Origin of the sequence: [Clostridium] polysaccharolyticum (genome assembly GCF_900111595.1) — a bacterium.
In the GTDB taxonomy this organism is placed as follows: domain Bacteria; phylum Bacillota; class Clostridia; order Lachnospirales; family Lachnospiraceae; genus Clostridium_AI; species Clostridium_AI polysaccharolyticum.
Genome location: NZ_FOHN01000014.1, coordinates 55223 through 78096 on the forward strand (window position 1 = coordinate 55223; position 22874 = coordinate 78096).

Here is a 22874-nt window from a genome sequence, read left to right on the forward strand (position 1 = left end):
CCCTTTTTTCTTCACATTTAATACTAATTCTATCATATTATTGATTTTCAAATAACCCTAAATAAAGTTTTATATTAAATTGTTAAACAAAATATAAGATGTATGGCCCTCTTTCAAACCATACACCTTATATCCTCATATTTTTATATGTCCTTATGGCTCCACGCCTGCAATCACAACCCCATCATAGTACACAACCACTTTTTTATCATCCCCAAAGGAATAATCATTGGTCTGTACAAAGGATGACCAGTCATTTTTCGCAATACGGAATGCCACCTGGCCGTTTACTGCATTGTTTACTTTATAATTGCCACTAAATGCTACTTCCAGATAGCTGTCTGCACTATTTGCTGGATTCGTCAATTTCACAATTGAGCCTTTTACATTCTCTGCAATATTCACATAGTAAGGTGCTACAGAATACATCATGGCGGCAGAGTCAATCCATACAGTTTGATTCTGGCTGCCGTCTGCTGTGTAATAGTATCTTACTTTTAACTTTGATAAGTCCACAGTTTCAGATGCAGTTCCTGTAATGGAAATGACTTTATTTAGGCAGCTTGCTGTCGCACTGGTATCTCCTGATACGCTTACTTTTACCAATGGAACTGGTGCTTTACTTGTCTCTACGCTTGGACTTGCCGCAATACTTGGTTCTGGTTCCACACTTGGCTCTATGCTCGGATCTGCCGCAATACTTGGTTCTGGTTCCACACTTGGCTCTATGCTCGGATCTGCCTCAATACTTGGTTCTATACTTGGACTTACTATAACAATCGGCTCTGGTGTCACACTTGGTTCTATACTTGGACTTGGTGACGCTGTATTTACTGGCACGAGTCTCCATAACTGATTAGACGTACCATTAAACACCCACTGATATACATTAGCCCCCGAATCCTTGCTGTAATTCTCAACATCAATACAACTTGCGTCATTTGTAAGTCTGGTCATAATGGCAAATGTACCATCTCCTTGTGGCACAAACTTAAACTGCTGGTTTGCTCCATTTTTATCGGTGTAAAGGGCAATGTTGGTTCCATTGTCTGTCTTTCTGGCTGCAATGTCCAGTACATAAGTTGTTCCACCTGCTAACATGGAATAAATCTTGAAATACCCATTGTTACAAGACACCAGACGGAAAGTATCGTAGTCGGCTGGTGAATTAGAACCCCATTGCTGAATGTTGGTATTGTTGGCACCAAGGCCATTTTCCACGTTCAGATACAAGCCACTATTGACATTTTGTATCTGGTAAATGCCTTCTTTTGCTTCGATTGCTACCTCATTTGTTGGAGTAACAGAAGCTGCTTCGGATGGCTTAATAGAAGGTGCTGGTGTGGCAAATGCTTTTGCTGGTGACAGCTCTACGGTTCCTTTTGGGAAGGAATCAGCTGTAAGGTCATTGATGTAATATTCAATGTTGGTATAGCCTTTGCCGCAGTAATCTTGGCTGGATTCCAAAGAACCATCACCAGCGTATGGACTATTGGGATTTAAGCCACGGGCGGATTCCCATGCATCTGGCATTCCGTCTTCGTCACTGTCAAGTGGAGCACCCGTAGTAATCTTGGCTGGATAATTATAAGTGACACCACAAGCAATGCTGTATTTGTCAATGGTCGCCTTTTGTTCGCTATTGGCTTCCCAGTAAGGTCTTGCACCACTACAAGAACCCGTTCCTGTCTTACATTCATACATAACCTGCTGGTCGATTGCTGGACGAGAAGAAGCATTTATGCCCGCACCAGCAAAGCTTAAAACGTGGTCATAGGCGTCTTGTGGGCTTTCTGCTTTAGCCGCATATGCTACATTTTCACCGTTTATCTGGATGCCATATGGAGAATAGGATTTTACGTTGGATTCATTTCTGCCATTGGAACTGCCATAAGTAATTCCTGACCAGTTATTGTAGGTAAGAGAACCGTAGTCCAAACCACCGATAGTAACCATTTTGTTATCCTTCAGGTAAAGTCCGAAGTTCTCTGGATTGGTGGTGCTGTCAATGCACATGTAGTTGTAGCCACCTTTTGTGGATTTCCCCATTTTCAAATAGTTTCCTACATAGTTCATGTGTCCGATGGTTCCATATGCGGTCTGATATCCCCAGTCGTAAATGACATTGTTGACGAATTCGGCTGTGGATTTGCCTGGTATCTTTCCCCGGAAATTACGTGACACGTTATGTACTACCATATTGTGGTGCATGGTGCAGTTGGATTTACCGAACATAATTCCAAAACCATGGATTCCTTTGGAGTGATAGGAAAAGGAGTTAGATGGTCCAATAATTGACCATTGTACGGTATTGTAATCGTTGTTGGAGTAAAGTCCCCATTGTTCGTCGTTTGCCCAGCCGATGGAACAGTGGTCTACGATACAGTTTGCTCCGTCTGCTCCTCCAAATGCATCATAGTCAGCATTGGTACCACGCTCGCCTGGACGTGAGCTGACATAACGTAAAATGATGTTGCTGCCTCCAAGCCCGATTTTGTTATTTTTCAGGGTGATTCCGCCACCTCCTGGTGCTGTCTGGCCTGCAACGGTAACGTTAGAACGTACTACTACATCACTTTTTAACTCAATAGTACCTCCTACCTTGAATACAACGATACGATTGGACTTGCTTACAGCATCTCGGAAAGAACCTGCGCCACTGTCATTTAAGTTAGTGACATAATAAACTTCTCCGCCCCGGCCTCCAGTTGCGTATTTTCCTCCACCTTCTGCCCCTGGAAATGCAACCGTTTTGGATGCGGCTTTTACGACTGTCTGCCGTTCTGCCAAAGGAGCAAGGGGAAGGCTGGTGGAAGGGATTGTTACAGCCATAAAAGCGGCTGTCATGAGTGCACACAATTTTCTTTTTCTCATGTTTACCTCCATTTCAAATAATCAATAGTTACAATTTAACTATATCATGTAGGGAATAGCGGTTCAATTGGATGATGCCACGGATATATCACAAAAATCCATAAAAATACACAAAAATGAGTGTCACATGATTTGTGACACCCACTTTCATTTCGTGATATTTCACTTTCTATTTTCAATTGTAAATTATTCGCCAAATACAGCTTTATAATCCGCCTGGAATTTTGCAATACCTTGATCTGTTAATGGGTGTTTCGTCATTGTTTCGATTACACCATAAGGCACTGTAGCAATATCTGCTCCAGCTAAAGCACAATCTGTAACGTGAATTGGGTTACGGATAGATGCAGCAATGATTTCTGTTGTTAAGCCATAGTTCTGGAAAATCTGAACGATAGCTTCGATTAAATCAATTCCTGGTGTGCTGATATCATCAAGTCTTCCAAGAAATGGAGATACATATGTAGCACCTGCACGAGCAGCAAGTAAAGCCTGGTTTGCACTAAAAATCAAAGTTACATTTGTTTTGATTCCTTCGCTTGCAAGAACCTTTACTGCTTTTAATCCTTCTACAGTCATAGGAATTTTAACAACCATATTTGGATGAATTGCTGCGATTTCACGGCCTTCTTTAATCATTCCTTCTGCATCCAGTGTAGTAGCTTTTACTTCTCCACTGATAGGACCATCTACGATAGAAGCGATTTCTTTAATTACTTCATTAAAGTCTCTTCCTTCTTTTGCAATTAAAGATGGATTTGTTGTAACACCACAGATTACACCCATATCATTTGCTTTTTTAATATCTTCTACATTAGCGGTATCAATAAAAAATTTCATGTTTATAATCCTTCTTTCCGTTATTCTATTGTGCTGTCTTTTCAGCTATGTCTGTAATAATAAAACTTATGTACTATTTATAACACTTTCATTTTATACATTCCTTTCACTTGTGTCAATTGTTATTCCTTAGTTTGTGATATACATTTTGCATATAATTTTCATCAAAATCTTGTTACTATTTCTATTGTGTTCTGCTTCTTTTCCACTTTACACAAGAACAAAGGCCACAAGCCCTTCTACACTTGTTAAAAACTCCTTAATCCGCTTCATTTCTTACTCCTTTTAACAATCCAGAACACGTTAAGAATTCTGCTGCAGTTTTCATAATTTAATGTTCCTCTTTCATTTTTACATAACGATTAATACACCCACAGATTTCACATTTTCTTGGTACTGCCATATCGGTTAAATTACTTCCCTTTATTGCTTGTGCAAACCCTTTCTTCTGAATAGATATTATCGCTTTATCCACAATCTCTGACACAGAAACTGCTTGTCCTAAGTATTCATCTTGTAAACAGTCCAGTATTTTGGCTATTCCAGTCATTTGTACACCATCTGCAATCTGTTCCAGATAACGAAGATCCACATTTTCCTTGTTTATTAAGAAACCGTCACGCCCCATTGTTTTCATTTTGCTTCCACGGCCGTCCCTTCCTCTTTTCTTTCGAAATGTAATGGTCCGCTCATGTTTTTTCCAGTCCAGTGCTGCATTACAGTCAAAATTAAGCGGATAATTTTCTGCTGCTTTCTTAGCCTGCTCTGTAATCTCATAAGGTTCATACCCATCCATCTGGATAATAGTATCTGCCACATGAAAGAATGCTCCGCAGCTTCCTGCTACCAATATAGTTGAAATCCCTTCTTGCTGATATAGTCCTCGAACTCTTCTTATAAATGGCACAATCGGTTCTTTTCCTGGAGAAACAACGGCTTCCATCAACTGGTCTCGAATCATAAAGTTTGCAGCACTTGTGTCTTCATCTAATAAAAGCACTTTCGAACCTGCTTCTATGGCTTCCACTACATTAGCTGCCTGAGAGGTAGAGCCACTGGCATCTAATGTAGAAAATGATGCAGTTTCTTTCGCATTTGGAAGATTCTTTATAAAAAGACTAATATCTGTGTTACAGATGCTTCTGCCATCTTCTGCACGAATTTTAAATGCGGTATCGTCTGTAACAATATATTCTCTTCCATCTCCTGCTATATGAGAATAAACTGCCCACTGCAAAGCTTGTAATAAAGTGGATTTTCCATGATAGCCTCCACCTACTATTAATGTAACGCCTTTTCGAATTGCCATCCCACTAATAGTTCCGTAATGTGGAAGGTTCCAAGTGACTTCCATAGATTTCGGAGACTTAAATGGAATTGCTCCTTTCATTGGGCGCTGAGATACCCCACTTTCTCTTGGTAATATAGCTCCATTGGCAACAAAGGCAATGATTCCATCTTGCTTCATCTGTTGTCGAATATATGCCTGGTCATCTGCTAATTCTATAACCTTCTTTAGCCGCATCTGGTCTAAATTTGCATAAAGGCATGTCTGTTCTACGCATTCTGGCAAAAACTGAAATAGAATTTTTTCTAATTCTCTCGCATTGATACTTCTTCCATTGGCAGGAAACCCTACTGCAAAATGAATCCGAACTTCTCCATCCGCTCCACTTACTGAGCAGGCACTTCGCTCTAATATCTCCTGTCCACATGAGCAGACTGCAATTAATCCGCTTTTTCCTGAACCATTTGCTTTAAACGTGTATTTCTCAATCTGCTTTTGAAAAAGCCTAAGTAGCTGGTCTTCTAATGCAATACAACGATGTTTCATCTCATAATAGGCTTTTGGAAATCCTGCTTTTTCTCCTGACACTTTTACAGATACTCTGGAAGGTGCCGCAAAAGGATCTCCCTGCACATGTTCTATGATAAGCTGATAAGTTCCAAACTGGTAACTGCCCTTTAAACTCTTGTAAGCTGGATATCCTTTATGATCAATGGACTGTAATAACGTCTTTAGCTGTTTCATTTCTTCTTCCTCCTGACTTTACGCACTATAACCATTCTTACTTGTTTCAAGGGAAAATGCAACCATTAATTTATCTCTTCTGCTTCACAAGACTGCGAATATCTTCCACAACCTGTTCTACTGAAATTCCATTTTCCTTTAAAAGTTCTTCCACTACATAACAGTCCGGAAAACTCTTCCTGATACCATAATTTTTCACTTTAATATCATAGGTTCCAAGGAAGCTTGCGATTTTCTGTCCATAGCCTCCTTCGATAATGCCGTCCTCTAACACAATTACAAGTTTATAGTCTTTTTCAAGTCCTTTTAGCAGTTCTTCATCAATCCCAGATACAAACTTTGGATTAATCAAAGTTCCATCTACCTGTTCCGCAATCTGCTGTCCCATCTGATAAAATGATCCTGCTGCAATAACCACCACATCTTTACCTGTCCTTGTAACCTGATATTTATTCAGGCTGCTGTAATCTGTGGTATCTTCTATCCCCGTTGATATAACACCATTAGCAGGGACACGGATAGCCACTGGATGCTCTCTCTGCGTCATAGACCATTTAAGCATAGCAAAATATTCTTCCTTGCAAGTTGGAGAAAGGTATACAAGGTTAGGAATATTACCAAGCATTGCAATATCAAATAGTCCTAGATGTGTTACGTCTGACATTCCAAAGACAGAACCTCCAAAGACTAAAAATGTCACTGGATTGTTGTTAATACATAAATCCTGTGAAACCTGATCGTATGTTCTTTGAAGGAATGAACTTACAACACCATAAACAGGTGTTCCACCTCGTTTTGAAATACCAGATGCTAATGCAACTGCATGTTCTTCTGCGATACCTACATCTACAAACTGCTTACCAGCTTCGTCTCTTCTTGCTTTATGGAATCCGATTACCCCTGGAGTTCCTGAAGAAATTACAACAACCTTTTCATCTTCTTTCATTTTCTTCAACAGATATTCGGCTGTTAAATCTTCGTAGCTTTCGCCATCTCCAAAATGCATCTTAGACTGTCCAGATGGCATTTCAAACGGGAAGTTCCAGTGCCACTGTTCTTTGTCATTCTCTGCTGGTGCAAATCCTTTTCCTTTGATGGTGTGAATGTGTACTACTACTGGCTTTGTAGTATCTTTGACTTCTTGGAACACGTCGATTAATTCTTTTAAGTCATGGCCATCTTTTACAAAACGATAGTCAAATCCTAAAGCTTTAAAGAAATTGCATTCACATTTTCCCTCAGATTCTCTTAATGCTCTTAAATTCTGATATAAACCACCGTGATTTTCCGCAATAGACATGTCGTTGTCATTTACAATTACAATAGTGCCAGTGCCTGCTTCGGCAAGATTGTTCAGCCCTTCATAAGCCTCTCCACCACTTAGGGAGCCATCTCCAATTATGGCAATTATGTTCTCTGTGCCACCTGTTAAATCACGACCTTTGGCAAGTCCACAAGCAAGGCTCACAGATGTAGATGTATGCCCAATGTTAAAGAAGTCATGCGGACTTTCTTCAGGATTCGTATATCCCGTTACATCCTCATAATGATCTGGATTTAAAAATGCATCCTTTCTTCCTGTTAGCATTTTATGCGTATAACTCTGGTGTGAAACATCATAAACAATTTTATCTGCTGGTGACTGAAATACATAGTGGAGTGCAACCGTCATTTCTACCATTCCAAGGTTTGGACCTATATGTCCACCGTGATTACTTAATTTTGAAAGAAGTGTGGTTCGAACTTCGTCACTTAATATTTTTAATTGTTCCATAGAAAGTACTTTTATATCTTCTGGGGAGTTAATTTTCTCTAATATCATATAAAACCTCCATTAATTTCGTAATACTACTATCTTATTTTGAATTCCAGTCCTGTGTCAAGTCCTAATTCAGAAAGCTATACTTTATATATCAAGATTCGTGACAGTTTTTATCTATATTTAGCTCTAATAATAATTTAATATAACACTTTATGCTCGTATTTTTGTAATTCTTCAATATAAACTTTCCCAATCTCACTTAAATGAGTCCCTTTCCGTTTAATATAGCCTATCGTCATTTTTTCCGTCTGCACAAGTGGAACGGCTTTATAGTCATTTCCATTTAATTCCTCACAAATAATTCCAGAGCATAAAGTGTATCCATTAAGCCCAATCATCAGATTTAGCATGGTTGCTCTGTCATTTGCCTTGATTACTTTTTTGTACTCGTATGTACTTTTCATTTCCTCCGCCAGAAAGAACGAATTGTTCTTTCCCTGGTCAAATGCCAGGCAGGGATAGTCCTGCAGTTCTTCCAAGGAGATAACCTCCTGATTGGCCAATGGATGTCCTGCCCATAGATACACATAAGTATTGCACTGAAACATTTCTTCAAATTCCAGATTATTTTCATTTAATACTTTCATAAGAACCTGCTGATTGAAATCTGTGGTATATAGTACTCCTAGTTCACTTTTAAAGCTTTTCACATTTTCTATTACTTCATAAGTTTTCGTTTCATAAACAGCAAATTCATATTCTTCCATCCCTGCCTGCTTCGCCATTTCCATAAAAGCTTTTACGGCAAATGTATAATGCTGCATGGATACACTAAACTTTTTCTTTATCTTTTTCTCAATATACTTTTCCTCTAATAGCTGAAACTGTTCTTGTACCTGTCTGGCATAACCTAAAAATTCTTCTCCCTCAGGAGTCATAGCAATTCCACGATTACTCCTTTGAAATATCTCAATTCCGATCTCTTTTTCTAACTCCTTAATAGTTCCTGACAAACTAGGCTGTGAAATAAAAAGTTCCTTGGCTGCCATATTCATGGAACCAGAATCCGCAATGGCAATTACGTATTTTAACTGTTGCAATGTCATATCTGCACCTCATAACATTCCTAATATCTTTTTTCCTATTCCTATAGTACCACTATGAAATCTACAAAAACAATAGATAACTATAAAAATTATTTTTTCATCTACTATTTTCTTGACTGCCAAGCATCTAATTATTAAAATTGAATCTAATTCATAGGAGAGTGAATAAAATGAAACTAACCAAAATATGCAAAGTGCTTACATTCTTGTTATTATCAGTAACATTAATTGGAACAAACAGTAACATTTGCTATGCAAGTACAAGAAAACCAACTAAAAATACTAATTGTATAGACTTAAGTCAAGACAAAGCATCCTTGAGTTTCCAAGTTAATAAGTTAAAATATGGTGGACTATATACTAATTCAACATTCACAGGTGTTAAAACCATAAAGATTTATTAAAGATTTATATTGGAGAAATTACTATTTAGAATTTTCTAAAACTAATGATGGACAAATTTTTTCTTTCTCTGGTCGTATAGAAGAAAATTAGTACAAAAATAAAAAAGGATTACATATGTTTAAAATAATAAAAAACAGACGATTTTGGATATACACATCATTTTTATATTTTATCGCATTATTTTTATTGGTGATTGTAAAAATCTATTCTCCAACAGGCAGTTTACATTTCACAAGAGAACTTATATTAGAAAACAGGGCAAAAGGCTATTAGAATTTAAACTTAGTTCCATTTAAGAGTATAAAATCATATTTTGAATTTCACATCTTGCGTGATAGGAATTCTATTATATATGGCAATAACACATTTGGTTCAGAAGACTAATTAATGCAAAAACAAGACATCTCTATTGGCATAATAACTATGCTCCACTAAGAATGTCTTGTTTTTTTAACCTTATTCTACTCCAGAAACTCTAAAATACTGGTCTCATAATCTTCTATATACTTTCTTTCCACCGTTCCATCCAGTATAGTAATAAACATTTCGCAAGTAGCGGCAACCACTCCTTGAATTAAATGTCCTCCAAGTACCTGTCCTTTTTTATTGCCCACATTCATGTGTACATGTCCATAATAAGCTCCCTCTCTGGTTGTAATGGTACCAAATAAGGAGGAAATCTCAAATGCCCCTGTAAAATGATTTGGATAAAATTGCTTTTCTTCTAAATCAAAAACTCCTACTGTAAAATCATTTACAGACCCAAGTGCTGATATACTAGCAAGCTTAATCTGTTCCTTTTCTGCTAGTTCTTTTATCTTTGCTGTTATTTCTTCTCCTCTGTCAAGACGTGCAACTATTGTATTGCCAAATCTTCTGTATTCCATACACATTCTCCTCTTCTTTTTCTATTTAGAATTCATTCTTTACGCTTCCCATTTCACTCTGGCCCCTTTAGGCACCGCATCCAGCACCACCTGTTCCCAAGGCTTTCCTTTCACATTTTCCATAATCACAATATCCCCTTTATCCGTCTTAGTACGAATCAGGCGGCCACATCCCTGTTTCAGTTTTAATCCCATTTCTGGATAGTCTACTTGGGTGACTGGATCAAGTCCTTGCATTTTCACCTCTTTTCTCTGGACTTCAATTAATGGATCTATCTCTGGAAATGGCAGCTGCCAGATTACAACCAGCGTCAAGGCATCTCCTGGAACATCTATTCCTTCCCAGAAATCCGATCCTACTAATACCGAACTTTCCTCTTCACGAAATCGCTGTACCAGATGTCCACGCTCCCCTTTGTCCTCCCAAAGAATTTCAAATGGCAGCTCGTAACTTTCTAGACATTTTCGGATCCGTCTGATTTCTTTTATGGAATTGGTAAGAACCAGTGCATGTCCATCCTTTTTCTTTAGCAGCTCCACAAGATATTCCACTTTGCTTTCCAAAGACTGTTTTTCCCCTTTCTCTGCCATATGCACCACTGCCTGTTCTTCCATATGAAATGTACTGCCTACGGTAGACTTTGATGGATTATCTAGTCCAACTGTTCTTCCAAAATAATCAAAATTTCCGTTGTTGCTAAGTGTTGCAGAAGTAAAAATCACTGGTATCTTTCTCTGATAAAGCTGTTTCTCTAGCATTTTTCCTACATTACGAGGCACAACCCAGAAACTGGCATCTTTTTTATCTACCCAGGATATGAACTCATGGTCTCCACTTCTTAGGAAGTGACTTAAAGCGATGGCTGCTCGTTCAATCTGGCCTTCATATGCCTGAATCTGCGTTGGAGTAAGGGTATCCATATAAAGCTCCTGCTCAATCTGGAATTCCATTAAAAGCTGTTCTAAGCTATTGTGGAAATCTGCTGCTGCCTGTACCATTTCCTTATTCCTTTTAACAGCTAAGCGTCTGGAACTTTCTGAAGCTGCCAGTGCACTCTTTAACTTCTTAAAAAATAGTATTTCTGCATTTCCTGCTGCTATGGTACTTCGGATCAAGGATGGTCTTGCATCCTGTATCTGCTCTAACGTATGAAGGATTTCGTCTATTTCTTCTTTGTTGATTCTGTGACCTGCTTCTAGGGATGCTGGCAAAAGAATCTTATGACCTTCATCCAATATAACTGCAGAATAATTTGGAAGAATCGGTAATTTTCCGTCTGCCATCCGTTCTTGTCTACTCCACAAATCTCTAAAGAATGTAGCGTGATCTACAATAACCAGATCCACGGCTTCTCGATAATGTTTTCTGGCAGCCATCAATTTGCAGTAACCACGATTCAGGCAATTATCGCAAGACACAAACTCATTCCAAGATATTTTCTTCCAGATACGGTCCGATATGTCTGGCATCTCCGATCGTTCTCCCATTTTTGTCTGCAATAACCATTGGTTCATTTCCTCATGCTGATCTCCAAAATCTACTACATTTTCTTCTACACGCACATCACAGACATACTGTCTGGAATCTTTCGCCATACGGGCATCCACTTCCAAATCCAGTAATTTTGAAAGTGTCTCAATGTCTCCTGTGGCACTTGCAAGCTGTTCCTGTAAAGCTGAAGTTGCACAAGCTATGACTACTGGTTTCCCTGTCATTCGTGCATATGGAATTGCAGAAAGAAGATAAGCAAAGGTTTTTCCAGTTCCTAATCCTGCTTCTGCTAAATGTACGGTTTTATCTGCAAATGCATCGGCTATCTGAAATGCCGTATATATCTGTTCGTCACGTTCTTCGTATCCCTTTTCTGGCAGAATGTCATATAAAACATCCCCCACCCATTCTGGCAGCTTTTTGTTAAACTCTTTTAAGGTACGATATTCAAATGGCTGTTTTAATCTTGCACACATTACTATCTGCTCCTCTTACTTTTTTTCACATAACGTTTATTATAACGTAAAGCTGAGATTTGGAACAGGTGTAATTTTATTTTCTGCCAGTTTATTTGTGTCTGGCGATGGTAACTCCTCCTATTCTCCCAATTCCTCCTGATACATCTGGTAAATGGTTTCATTAAAGCAAGAAAAGATTACTTCCATCTCTTCCTCTGGATTCTTAGCCAGCCATTGTCTTACAGCTGCTACTGCAATGGGGACAGCCTCTTCTAGCGGATATCCATAAACTCCTGTTGAAATAGCAGAAAAAGCAATGCTATGAATCCCGTGTTCTTTTGCCAGATCTAAGGAATTACGGTAACAATTCTCTAACATTGTTCTATCTTCTTTAACTCCTGAATAAATAGGGCCTACTGTATGTATGATATAATCCGCTTTCAGACGATAGCCTTTTGTTATCTTGGCTTCCCCTGTGTTACATCCGTGTAATGCACGGCACTCTTCTAACAGTTCAGGGCCTGCCACACGGTGAATGGCACCGTCTACCCCACCTCCCCCAAGAAGACTTTTATTGGCTGCATTTACAATACACTCACACGAAATCTGTGTAATGTCACCGTAATCAATTTTTATCTGTTTTCTCATAACACACACCTCTATTCTGATTTACTATACATTAAGATAATGCTTCCCATTCTTCCATATCTTCAAGAAGTTCCATTTCCAAGACATCAATCTGTTCTTGCAGTTCTTCAAGCTTTCTATAGTCAGACTGATATTCTGGTTTTTCCAGTTCTTCTTTTAACTGCCCAATCTGAGCTTCCTTTTGCTCCACTCGTTCTTCTATCTTTTTTAACTTACGCTCCAGTTTTGCTTGCTCCTTGCCTGGATTGTAATAGCTTTTTGACTTTTTCACTTCCTCATCATTTACGCCTTTTCCAGAAGAGCTGTTCTGCCTTAACAATTCCTGTTCTTGTCTTTTCTTTTCCTGTACTTCCATATACTGTTCATATCCAAACTGAAATTCCGTTGTTTTTCCATTTTCAAAGAACAGCAGTCGATTGGAAACCTGTTTGATAAAATAACGGTCATGAGACACGAAAATAACGGTTCCATTGTACTCTTTCAACATGGATTCCAATGTCTCTTTTCCTACTACATCCATATGGTTGGTAGGCTCATCCAGAATCAGCACATTTGGCCTTCTCTTTAAAATCTTACTTAATGCAAGACGTACTTTTTCACCACCCGAAAGCATTTCTACAGTTTTAAATACATCTTCCCCAGTAAATAAAAAAGCTCCTAGCATATTTCGGACTTCCGTCTGTGTCAATTCTGGAAACTCATCCCAGAAATCATCTAAAACCGTCTTGTTACTTCGATATTGTGCCATCTGCTGATCAAAATATCCAACTTGCACATTTGCTCCATATCGGAAACTTCCACCTAGCTTTGGAATCTGTTCTACAATGGTCTTTAAAAATGTAGACTTTCCTAAACCATTTCCACCTAGTATTCCTATCTTATCTCCTTTTTTAATATCAATAGTAACCGTAGAAAGAGGAGTTTCATATCCAATTTGTAAATCCGTCACAGACAAAACATCTTTTCCTGTCTCCACCGTAGGCTGAAAATGGGCATGAAAGGTTCTGGTATCGTATTTGTCTGGTTTTTCAATTTTTTCCATATGTTCAATGGCTTTTAATTTGGAACGTGTCATGGCAACCTTAGTAGGAGTGTTTTTCCATTTCTCCACAAAATCTTGTAAACGCTTGATTTCTTTTTGCTGTAACTCATAATCTTTTAACTGTTTCTCATAATTCACACGTTTTTGCTCTACAAATTCTGAATAATTTCCTGGATACCTCTTCGTTTTATGATATTCTATTTCATAGACTACATCTGCCACCTTGTCTAAAAACATACGGTCATGGGATACAACGACCACAGCCTTTGGATATTTTTTAATATAGGTTTCCAGCCATTCTATGGTTTCCACGTCCAAATGGTTAGTAGGCTCATCTAATAACAGAATGTCAGGCTTACTAAGCAGCAGTTTAATAAATGCAATCTTGGTCTGCTGTCCTCCTGAGAATTCCTTTAAAGTTTTTTTCTTATCTTCCTGTGTAAAACCAAACTTCTGGATTAAGGTTTCATATTCTTTTTCATAATAATAGCCGCCAATAGACGTAAAATGTTCCTGCAGGTTCGTATATTTCTTGACTTCCTGCTCCGAATAGCTTTCTTCTAGCTGCTTTGCCATCCGTTCCAAATCAGCTTGCATTTTCTCTATTGGTGCAAATACCTTACGAATCTCTTTTTCCATTGACAGATTCCGATCATCAAACGTCATCTGCTTTAAATATGCGATTTCTAGATTGCCCGCTTTAGCAATGAAAATATCCTCGTCGCTATCTCGTCTATCCAAATCCACTTCCCCAGCTATTAACTTAAGTAAAGTGGTCTTTCCACATCCATTTCTTCCAACAACGGCTATCTTCTCTGTATTTCTAATCTCAAAATTAATCTGTTCCAAAACCGTTTTATCCGCAAAACGGACTGCTCCGTTTGCTATCTGATATAACATCCTGTTCTCCTCCTAATGAGTTTCTATCTCTATTTTACATTACATCTCGTACAAATCTAGGTCCTTCTTCTCCATAGCCATCTTGTATAAATCCATTGTTTCTAAGGACTTTCTGGGAAGCAAGGTTTTCTTTATTGGTCTGGGCGACTACCAGCTTTACTCCTGGCTGAACCAGTGCCCAGTGTGCCATAGCTGCTACCATTTCCGTTCCATAACCATTTCTCTGGTATTTTGCATCAATTCCATATCCAATTTCCACAGCTCCTGACTTGTCTGGTTCTCCTTTAAAACATAAATCTCCAATTATTGTGCCATTTTCTAAGGCAATCTTCCAGGCAGCTCCCCAGTATTCCTTATCAGGCAGTGCTTTCATACAAGCAAGCATTTCTCCATAGGCTTTCTTTAATTCTGCATCCGTTTCTTTCTCTCGTAAAACTTCCATTTCTACCTGATTATACGGTCTCATAATAAGTCTTTTTGTGGTAACTTTTATTTTTTTACTTATTATTTCCTTTATAAACTGTGCTAACCCTTTCGCAAACTTTTCATGCTCTTCTGGCATCAGATGTAACGAATCCACCTCTGAAGATTTTACATAATCTGCTGCACTTATAAAGGCACAGTCATATCGCTCTGCTATTTCTTTATAAAATAGTTTAAATTGCCTAGATCTTACTATAGCAGTTTCATCAAAATTACAGCTAAAATCTGAGGTTACAATACCATCCCCAATAATAGGTGGTGCTACTAAAATAATCTCTGGGCGGATAACCTGTTTCGTCTTGGCAAAATCTAAGATTTCTTTCACACAATTTTCTGCACCTTCTGCAATCCTCTCTATGGCTGCACCATACTGTTTTTTTAAATCGTTGCTGCCTAACATCATAATTACAATGTCTACTGGCTTATGTGTATTCAGGCATGGTTTTATATAAGGAAGTCCTGCTTTCCATGGATCTGTTGCATCTTCAAACATAGTTGTCCGTCCATTGCATCCTTCTTCTATCACATTGTAATTTTCTCCTAATAATTCCTGTAAACGTCCTGTCCATCTAATCTCTTTCGGATATCTTAACCCATTGACTGGATTGTATCCGTATGTATTGGAATCCCCATAACATACTACTGTTTTCATCTGTTCAGACTCCTTTTCTTTTCATAGTCACTTTCTTTGTTCATTATAGTTAGGGTAAAAATGAATGTCAACAAAATGCCAATAAACCCTCTGCTTTGATAGCTCAAAACAAAGACCCATTGGCATTTCATCATTTATCTTTCTTCCAAATTAAATCCACTTCCCATTGCCCATAAGCAAACGAATCTATTGGAACTATTTTTGTGTTCCAGCTTACTTAATATTTAAGCTCTTTAAAAGTTTCTGAAGTTCTGCCGCTGTTTCTGCACAGCTTTTTATATCTTTTCCAACATAATCGGCTGCATCATTTACAGTAACCGTATATTCTTTCCGCTTGCCATCTACTTCATAATTCCAAGTTACATACCCCATATTCTGAATCACAGCAAGCATTACATAGGAATCTGCTTCCATAATCTTTTTCGCTGCTTCTTCATTTTGCTTTGCAATAGGCACTTGATCCAATATAAGCTTCCAGCCATATGGTTCTTTCAAAGTCTGAAGTTCTGTTTTATAACTTCCGAACTGCTCCCCTATTCCTAGCCCAAATGCTATTTTTCCATTGGCCGACATATTACCAATATACGGATTTTTATCTGCAAATAGTTTTGATGCAGTTCTTCCGATTGGAGTTCCATTTTCCCATAAAATATATGTTTCAAAGCGTACTGTTTTTACTGTTTCCTTGGCTGTAAACGTCTTATGGAAGGTATTATGGCTTAATATGGTTTTAGGTGCTGTATAGACTTTTACAGAAACGGTATTGCCTGATTCTTCCCATTTTACCCTTGTAATGCCACGGTAGGAATCTCTTACATTTCCACTAATAGTAACTGTATTCCCTTCAACACTGGCATTGCAGTATACAGCATCCCACCCGGAATTTTCCCCAGTAAAGCCAATTCTCACCACAGTTAAAGCAATAGCCAAAAAAATGATTACCGTTGCAACAAGGAAAGACATGTTTACTGATTTCCTGCGAAATTTCTTTAAGTAATCTATCTCATTCTTTGTAACTTCTTTCTCTGGTTCTGGTTCTTTCATGCTTTCTAGCACTTTTGAACAGTCTTGGCAATCCTGTATATGTGTTTCAATTGCGTCATTGGTAACTTCACTGGTAAGTTTATCCACATACAATGGCAATAAATCTCTCACAATTTCACAGCTTAGTTTATCTTTCATCTTTTTTCAGCTCCTTTCTAAGTTTTTCCTTTCCACGGTAAAAGGTAACTCTCGCCCAGTTTTCCGACTGGGATACAATATCTCCAATCTCACGAAATGATAAATCTCCAAATAGCCTTAAATACATGACCTCTCGGGTACTTTCTTCTAATAAATGCAGTTTTTTCAGAAGCTCCACCCGACTTAGCTTTGCTAATACATCCACTTCCGTTGAGGCCGTCGGCTGCTCCACTTCCTCAATATCAAATGTACTTGGATGTTTTCTCCTGTATGTCTGTAATGTATGTTTGGCAATGGCACATAACCAGGTTGAAACTTTACAGCTTTCATCAAATTGATTAGCACTTCGTATGGCCTGGTAGAAGGTTTCCTGAGTCAGTTCCTCTGCCAGATCTGCATCATGGGTTAATGCCAAGAGGTATCGGTATACCGTTTGGGAATGTACTCGATAAGTTTCTTCAATTGTCATTCATTGCCTCCTTTCATCTGTTCTATTTATTAATGCAGGAAAATCTGGATTCGTTACAAGAAAATTTATAAATTTTCACTTTCTATAATCAGCATATTTATCATATCTATTTTTTCTTGGTATGTCAAAGGGAGTAAATACTCTCATATTTACTCCCTTAATCTATACAAAATCCGTCTGATACTATTTACCGGCAAACCGTATTTCTTCTCCAGTTTCTCAGTGGTAACTCCCTTTTTATAATCAGCCGTAATTATTATTCGTTTCCCTTTTCCACACTAAGACTTGCATTTCGCAGCCTGCTATACATATTTTCGCCTTCTTTATAGGTTTCATATATCCCTTCCACCACAATTTCAGAATCTTCCTTAGGATATTCCTCTAACTTATGAGAACCATCTTCCCATATAAACTCTATCCCTTGAGAACAACAGGCAGCTGCATCCCGAATCAGGCAATTATGATAGTTTTGCTTTGTAGTCTCATCATAATAAGGAAAATAGCTCCCACGGATGCGAATTCTCTGTCCTATATAATCTTCAGGCTTAGACATTAGCTGATACACCGTTGCATAAACCATATCACTGCCCATTTGTGTTAAATCAATATCTACTTTATTGGAACCGTCCCTTTTAGCAGTTTCATTCTTATTCTGTGCCTCTTCCACATTTTCCTTGGAAGCCTCTTGCTGGTCTATCGTACCCGATGCCTGATTCTCCTTTTCCACCTGACTCTTTAAAACAGAATCTACACTTTTGTTTTTATTTCCTCTTCCTGTTACCCCACTAGACTTTCCACATCCTGTTGCCAATGCCAAAATAAGCATGCAGGCAAATGCTGCTCTCCAGACTTTTTTCATACTTCCTCCTTTATCTTCTAAGACATATTCCCATAATATAATGAACAAAAAACAAAACCATATCCACAACTACAATGGTTGCTCCTACTGGAGCAGAACCTAAAATAGACATTAAGATTCCCACAGATGCTCCCAAAACAGACAACACTGCGGAGTATATCACAACGCTTTTAAAACTGTGCATAATCCGCATGGCAGACAGGGCTGGAAATACCAGTAATGCTGTTATCAGCAAAGAACCCACTAGGTTCATTGCCAGTACAATAATCACTGCCGTAATAACTGCTATTAACAAGTTGTAAAAGGAAGCATTTTTTCCAGTAGCTCTAGTAAAGTTTTCATCAAATGTTACTGCAAATATCCGGTTATAGAACACACAAAAAAATGCAACTACCAGCACAGACATTACGATGCATAGGACTACTTCTCCTTTTGTTAAAGTCAGTATAGATGTGGAACCAAATAAAGTGGAACACACATCTCCTGAGATATTGGCTGAGACAGAGAAAACATTCATAAAGAGATATCCTACTGCCAAAGCCCCTACCGAGAGCATGGCAATCGCCGCATCTCCCTTTATCTTAGTGTTTTGACCTGTCCTTAGTAACAGTATTGCAGCTATAATAGTAACAGGCATAATAAATAGGGTTACATTGGCAACCTTTAAAATCGTTGCAATTGCCATTGCTCCAAAGGCAACATGGGATAGACCATCTCCGATAAAGGAAAAACGTTTTAATACCAGAGTAACACCTAACAAGGAAGAACAAAGTGCAATTAAAATTCCAACAGCTAATGCATACCGGACAAATGGATACACCATATAAAACTGCAGCTTTGCAAACATATTACTCATTCCCTGCACCCCCTTTTTTATACAAGAAACTTCCTTCCCCTGCTTCCTGATAGTCTTCTCTTGTTCCAAAAAAACTATCTTCCCGATTAAGATGCAGCACATGGGTTGCAAATTGCAAGGATGATACATCATGAGAAATCATAATAATAGCAACTCCCTCTTGATTAAGATTCTGAATCAATGCATAAAATTCCTCCGTAGCTTTTGGATCTAGCCCTGTCACAGGTTCATCTAGCAGCAGCACTTTGCTTGCAGCACACAATGCCCTAGCAAGAAGAACCTTTTGCATCTGTCCCCCCGATAAATGCCTGTAACACTTTTTTCTCAAATTCCATATACCCAGCTGCTGCATTTTTTCTTCTGCAAGACCCTTTTCGCATTTTCCAAAAAAGGGCCTTCGTCCACATTTTGCAAGAGTTCCTGACAAAACCACTTCCCACACCGTAGCTGGAAAATCTCTCTGAAAGGCTGACTGCTGTGGAAGATATCCGATCTCATATTGCCTTAAGCCATCACCTGTAATGATTTCTCCTTTTAATGGTTCTTGCAAATGTAGCAATGTCTTCATTAACGTACTTTTTCCTACTCCGTTTTCACCTACTATACAAAGATACTCCCCTTTTTTAATTTTAAAATTCAGATTTGACACGATACATTTTCCATCATAGCCAAGTGACAAATCCTTACAAGTGATATATGCCATTTTCCTTATCCTTCCTGCAAAACTGCTTTCTTTAGTGCTTCTAAATTTTCCTTCATAACCTGAAGATAAGTAACTCCTCCATCTACATCTTTACTTGTAATGGACTGTAAAGAATTCATTTCAAGAATACTCTGGTTCTTGTTCTTTGTGTTCTCTTTGATGGTATTGGCAATCTTCTGGTCCGATCCTTCTATTGTAAAAATGGTGTTCAGACCTAATTCATCCACTTTCCCAGCCAAAAAAGTAATGGTTTCAAAACTAGCCTCTGATTCTGCACTACATCCAACAAATGCTGCATAATATTTTAAACCATAATCATCTGCCAGATAGCGGAACGGGAATCTGTCTCCAAATAATACCGTCTGTACTGGTGCATCTTTGACTGCATTCTCATATGCTCCATCTAATTCTTCTAGTTTTGCTATATAATCTTTTGCATTTTTGTCATAGACTTGTGCTGACTCAGAATCAATCGCCTGTATCTTTTCTGAAATCGTTTCCACGAAACTTATTGCATTCTTTACAGAAAGCCACACATGCTCGTCATATTCTACTTCCTCTTCTTCCACAGCTTCTTCCTCTTCTTCTCCTTGCATTCCTTCCACTATTTCCTCTTCTTTCGCTTTATCTCCTATTGTTTCTAATAGGTTCACAGCCTTTTTGTCAGGATTCGTAGCCTCTTTCCATGCATCATCTACCCACTCATCAGATTCACCACCAACATAGATAAATAAATCTGCCTTTGAAATTTTAGCAATATCTTCTGCCGTAGGCTGATAGCTGTGCAAATCCACACCTTTATCCAGCAAAAGTGTCAGCTGGAATTTCTCTTGATTATCACCAATAATCTCTCGTACCCAGTCATATTGAGGAAATGTAGTACATACAATGTTGTATTTTTCTTCCCCACTCTGATGAGCTGCTGTCTTATCCGATATTTCCGTACTCTTGCCACAGCCTGCTAACATACCAATGCATAATACAAGAGACATTACCAAGGTCAATATTCTATTTTTCTTCACAATGAATCCTCCATAAACTATTTTTTTCAACACAAATAAACCTGATTCTTTGTTCAGGCATTGTCTAATCACAAGGTGCAATTTTTTCGCATTCCCTGCAATCTAATTTATTGAGTTAATCCAGTAATTCTACTTTTAGGGTAATCAGAGTTTCTTTTCTTTTAGCAAAATGACTAACAGAACCTCTTTCTAGCGTGAACACGCTAAGAACTGCCACAACAAAGGACAGTATTGGAATGATTTTTAGATTGTTTAAAAGGCGAGATGCCTGCTGCACACCTATACACACAGCACAGTCTCCATCTGTGCAGTGATGTTGTGCGTGACTTGAAATATAGTAAAAAGAAAATAGAATACCTAAAAGCAGAATAATCGCTGCGATTCCCGCTAAGAACTGACGATTTCTTTTCATTCCTTTCCACTCCCTTCTCACTAATTTGCAATACCTTTGCATATTCAAGATAATATGAATTCCACAATCTGTCAAGTACAAAGTGTAACTTTCTTTATTCTGTATGGTTCAAAATCAGGAAAACCTTCTTCACTAAATTTAACACCATCTGGATATTTTTTGCCTAGAGCTCCGCTTAATTCATATATTTTACCAGCATATTTCTTGTTTATTATTCTAACTCCATCTAAATTAGCTTTATTTCCTCCACTATGTACTTCTCCAGCAACACTTTTCGTTTGACTTACCCTTTTCTTAACAACTGTTTCAATCTTCTTCCCACCTTTTATTGTTGCATCTTTTACTGTTTCTCCCTTTTTATCACTGCTTTTTGGGCGGCTTTGATTATATCATCTGCTTTGGTAATTACCTTAGGTGCGGCTTTCTTAACTGCCTTGCTTCCTGCTTTTTCTGCACTTTTTATTGCTTTGGGTGCTTCCTTTGCTGCTATTTTAGCACCTTTTCCTACGGTTCTCAACATTGGTCCGGAAACTGCTGGAAGGATGGCTACGGCTCCTGTAACAATCCGTTCCCCCTTTGACAGTTTCTTGCCTGCGATCAGATCCCTCCCTGTTATTACTTCCTGTGCATCTTTTACATCTCCTATATAGGGAAGCAGGCTTGTGGCTCCTGAAGCTGCTCCTTTTGCCACTATTCCGGAATGGTAAAAAGGTTTTCCAGCTCCTTCCCTGCTTGCTGTTGGGGTATAGTCTTTTACCTGGGTATTGCTCTTGGCAGGGCGATTGTTGGAAGATGCTTTTTCGCTTGGATCTTTTTTCTTTTGTTTGACAATTTCATCACAAGGATACAGACTTGCTCAAAAAACGGATGCAATACTCTATAAAAGACTACTACATCCATTTGCATCAATTATTCCATATTATAGCATTCCAAATCTATTGCATCTACATTTGCTTTCATAACAGTTTTAATCATTTCATTTTCTTCTGCTATCACAATTATAATCGAACCATCCCACGCTACTATTTCGAGTTTTGCCAATGGATGCTGAATGGAAACAGGATTTTTCCAGAACTCCTCATATCCATCTGCATATGGCAAATTATAATTAAGTATCTCTGCTAATTCCAGTTCAATAGGAAATGCTGAAAACACTCCCCAAATCCATTGAAATTCCTCCTTTTGCAACAATGTTAACAATTCTTTTCCTGTAATCCAACAATAGTCTTTATCTAATGTCTTTGCAATTTGTGCATCCATTGGATAACACTCCATATCTGTAATTAACCAATGATATTTATCTGCATTTTTAATACCATCAAATATTTTTCTTATGGAAATTTCTCTATTTTTAATAATACAGCCTTTCATTTATATTCTCCTCGTATAATAAGTTTATAGCCAAGAAAAATTGGTTATAAACCTATTCTTTTTATGGTATAGAAGGAAGGAGACATCTCTGAGGTATTCTCCTCATTCCTTTTCCCTCTATACTGTCTATCGTTATTTATTGAATAAAGTTTATCCTGTGGTATGATATCAACAGAGTCTGATGTCCGAAGGCACTGCTTTTTCTCCTTTCAGCCGGCTTTTGCTGTGTCTGCTTTCTAAGCATTCAGCCTGGCTCATGTGGCACATTCCGCTCACACAGATGCTTCATCCCCTGCCGTAGTCCCAGCAAGAAAGACTGACAGGGTGCATGCTGATAACGCGAGGTTGCGGTCACCACTTGATGCCCAGGATAAACCTTCTGTTTCAGGTTCCAAAAATCCCAATCGGAAAGGATGGTG

19 protein-coding genes are annotated in these 22874 nt (G+C 38.3%); all 19 read right to left on the reverse strand.

Translation table 11 applies throughout. From position 1 onward, the window contains the following. Positions 1-153: 153 nt before the first annotated feature. The 19 genes from BMY85_RS09855 to BMY85_RS09950 all read right to left on the reverse strand — a co-directional run bounded on the left by BMY85_RS09855 (position 154) and on the right by BMY85_RS09950 (position 22455). Positions 154-2874, reverse strand: a complete 2721-nt coding sequence (locus BMY85_RS09855; RefSeq protein WP_092478108.1) for an RICIN domain-containing protein — start codon at positions 2872-2874, stop codon at positions 154-156. Between the two features lie 186 nt (positions 2875-3060). Then, positions 3061-3714, reverse strand: a complete 654-nt coding sequence (fsa, locus tag BMY85_RS09860; RefSeq protein ID WP_092478109.1) for a fructose-6-phosphate aldolase — start codon at positions 3712-3714, stop codon at positions 3061-3063. 331 nt (positions 3715-4045) lie between these two features. Continuing rightward, positions 4046-5746 (reverse strand): ABC-ATPase domain-containing protein, encoded by a 1701-nt coding sequence (locus tag BMY85_RS09865; protein ID WP_092478110.1) that lies wholly within the window; start codon positions 5744-5746, stop codon positions 4046-4048. Positions 5747-5816: 70 nt separating this feature from the next. Then, positions 5817-7568 (reverse strand): 1-deoxy-D-xylulose-5-phosphate synthase, encoded by a 1752-nt coding sequence (locus BMY85_RS09870; RefSeq protein WP_092478111.1) that lies wholly within the window; start codon positions 7566-7568, stop codon positions 5817-5819. Between the two features lie 137 nt (positions 7569-7705). Then, the gene (locus tag BMY85_RS09875) at positions 7706-8614 is read right to left on the reverse strand and encodes a LysR family transcriptional regulator (RefSeq protein WP_092478112.1); all 909 of its coding nucleotides are present in this window, start codon (positions 8612-8614) and stop codon (positions 7706-7708) included. An 866-nt stretch (positions 8615-9480) separates the two neighbouring features. Then, a complete protein-coding gene (locus tag BMY85_RS09885) occupies positions 9481-9906 on the reverse strand; it encodes a PPC domain-containing DNA-binding protein (RefSeq protein WP_092478114.1) in 426 nt (141 codons plus the stop codon). A 39-nt stretch (positions 9907-9945) separates the two neighbouring features. Then, complete coding sequence (locus BMY85_RS09890; RefSeq protein ID WP_092478115.1) at positions 9946-11874, reverse strand: ATP-dependent DNA helicase; 1929 nt, start codon at positions 11872-11874, stop codon at positions 9946-9948. Positions 11875-11994: 120 nt separating this feature from the next. Further along, on the reverse strand, positions 11995-12504 hold the full coding sequence (locus BMY85_RS09895) for an O-acetyl-ADP-ribose deacetylase (protein WP_092478116.1): 510 nt from the start codon (positions 12502-12504) through the stop codon (positions 11995-11997). A 31-nt stretch (positions 12505-12535) separates the two neighbouring features. Continuing rightward, positions 12536-14446, reverse strand: a complete 1911-nt coding sequence (locus tag BMY85_RS09900) for an ABC-F family ATP-binding cassette domain-containing protein (RefSeq protein ID WP_092478117.1) — start codon at positions 14444-14446, stop codon at positions 12536-12538. A 34-nt stretch (positions 14447-14480) separates the two neighbouring features. Continuing rightward, the gene (locus BMY85_RS09905; protein WP_092478118.1) at positions 14481-15581 is read right to left on the reverse strand and encodes a GNAT family N-acetyltransferase; all 1101 of its coding nucleotides are present in this window, start codon (positions 15579-15581) and stop codon (positions 14481-14483) included. Between the two features lie 213 nt (positions 15582-15794). After that, positions 15795-16763, reverse strand: coding sequence for a DUF4825 domain-containing protein (locus tag BMY85_RS09910; protein ID WP_092478119.1), 969 nt, complete (start codon positions 16761-16763; stop codon positions 15795-15797). After that, the gene (locus BMY85_RS09915) at positions 16753-17232 is read right to left on the reverse strand and encodes an RNA polymerase sigma factor (RefSeq protein ID WP_092478120.1); all 480 of its coding nucleotides are present in this window, start codon (positions 17230-17232) and stop codon (positions 16753-16755) included. The genes BMY85_RS09910 and BMY85_RS09915 overlap by 11 nt, the downstream gene beginning before the upstream one ends. Before the next feature lie 256 nt (positions 17233-17488). After that, positions 17489-18091: a hypothetical protein gene (locus tag BMY85_RS09920; protein ID WP_092478121.1), complete on the reverse strand. Its 603-nt coding sequence runs from the start codon at positions 18089-18091 to the stop codon at positions 17489-17491. A gap of 10 nt (positions 18092-18101) precedes the next feature. Next, a complete protein-coding gene (locus tag BMY85_RS09925; protein WP_092478122.1) occupies positions 18102-18947 on the reverse strand; it encodes a metal ABC transporter permease in 846 nt (281 codons plus the stop codon). Next, positions 18940-19650 carry a metal ABC transporter ATP-binding protein gene (locus tag BMY85_RS09930; RefSeq protein ID WP_092478123.1) on the reverse strand — a complete coding sequence of 237 codons (711 nt, stop codon included), beginning with the start codon at positions 19648-19650 and terminating at the stop codon, positions 18940-18942. The genes BMY85_RS09925 and BMY85_RS09930 overlap by 8 nt, the downstream gene beginning before the upstream one ends. Before the next feature lie 5 nt (positions 19651-19655). Next, positions 19656-20672, reverse strand: a complete 1017-nt coding sequence (locus BMY85_RS09935; RefSeq protein ID WP_242939718.1) for a metal ABC transporter substrate-binding protein — start codon at positions 20670-20672, stop codon at positions 19656-19658. A gap of 115 nt (positions 20673-20787) precedes the next feature. Then, a complete protein-coding gene (locus tag BMY85_RS09940) occupies positions 20788-21084 on the reverse strand; it encodes a hypothetical protein (RefSeq protein WP_092478124.1) in 297 nt (98 codons plus the stop codon). 340 nt (positions 21085-21424) lie between these two features. Next, positions 21425-21775 (reverse strand): pre-toxin TG domain-containing protein, encoded by a 351-nt coding sequence (locus tag BMY85_RS09945; RefSeq protein ID WP_177180737.1) that lies wholly within the window; start codon positions 21773-21775, stop codon positions 21425-21427. Positions 21776-21993: 218 nt separating this feature from the next. Continuing rightward, entirely contained in the window at positions 21994-22455 is a 462-nt protein-coding gene (locus BMY85_RS09950) for a hypothetical protein (RefSeq protein ID WP_092478126.1), read from the reverse strand. Positions 22456-22874: the final 419 nt, after the last annotated feature.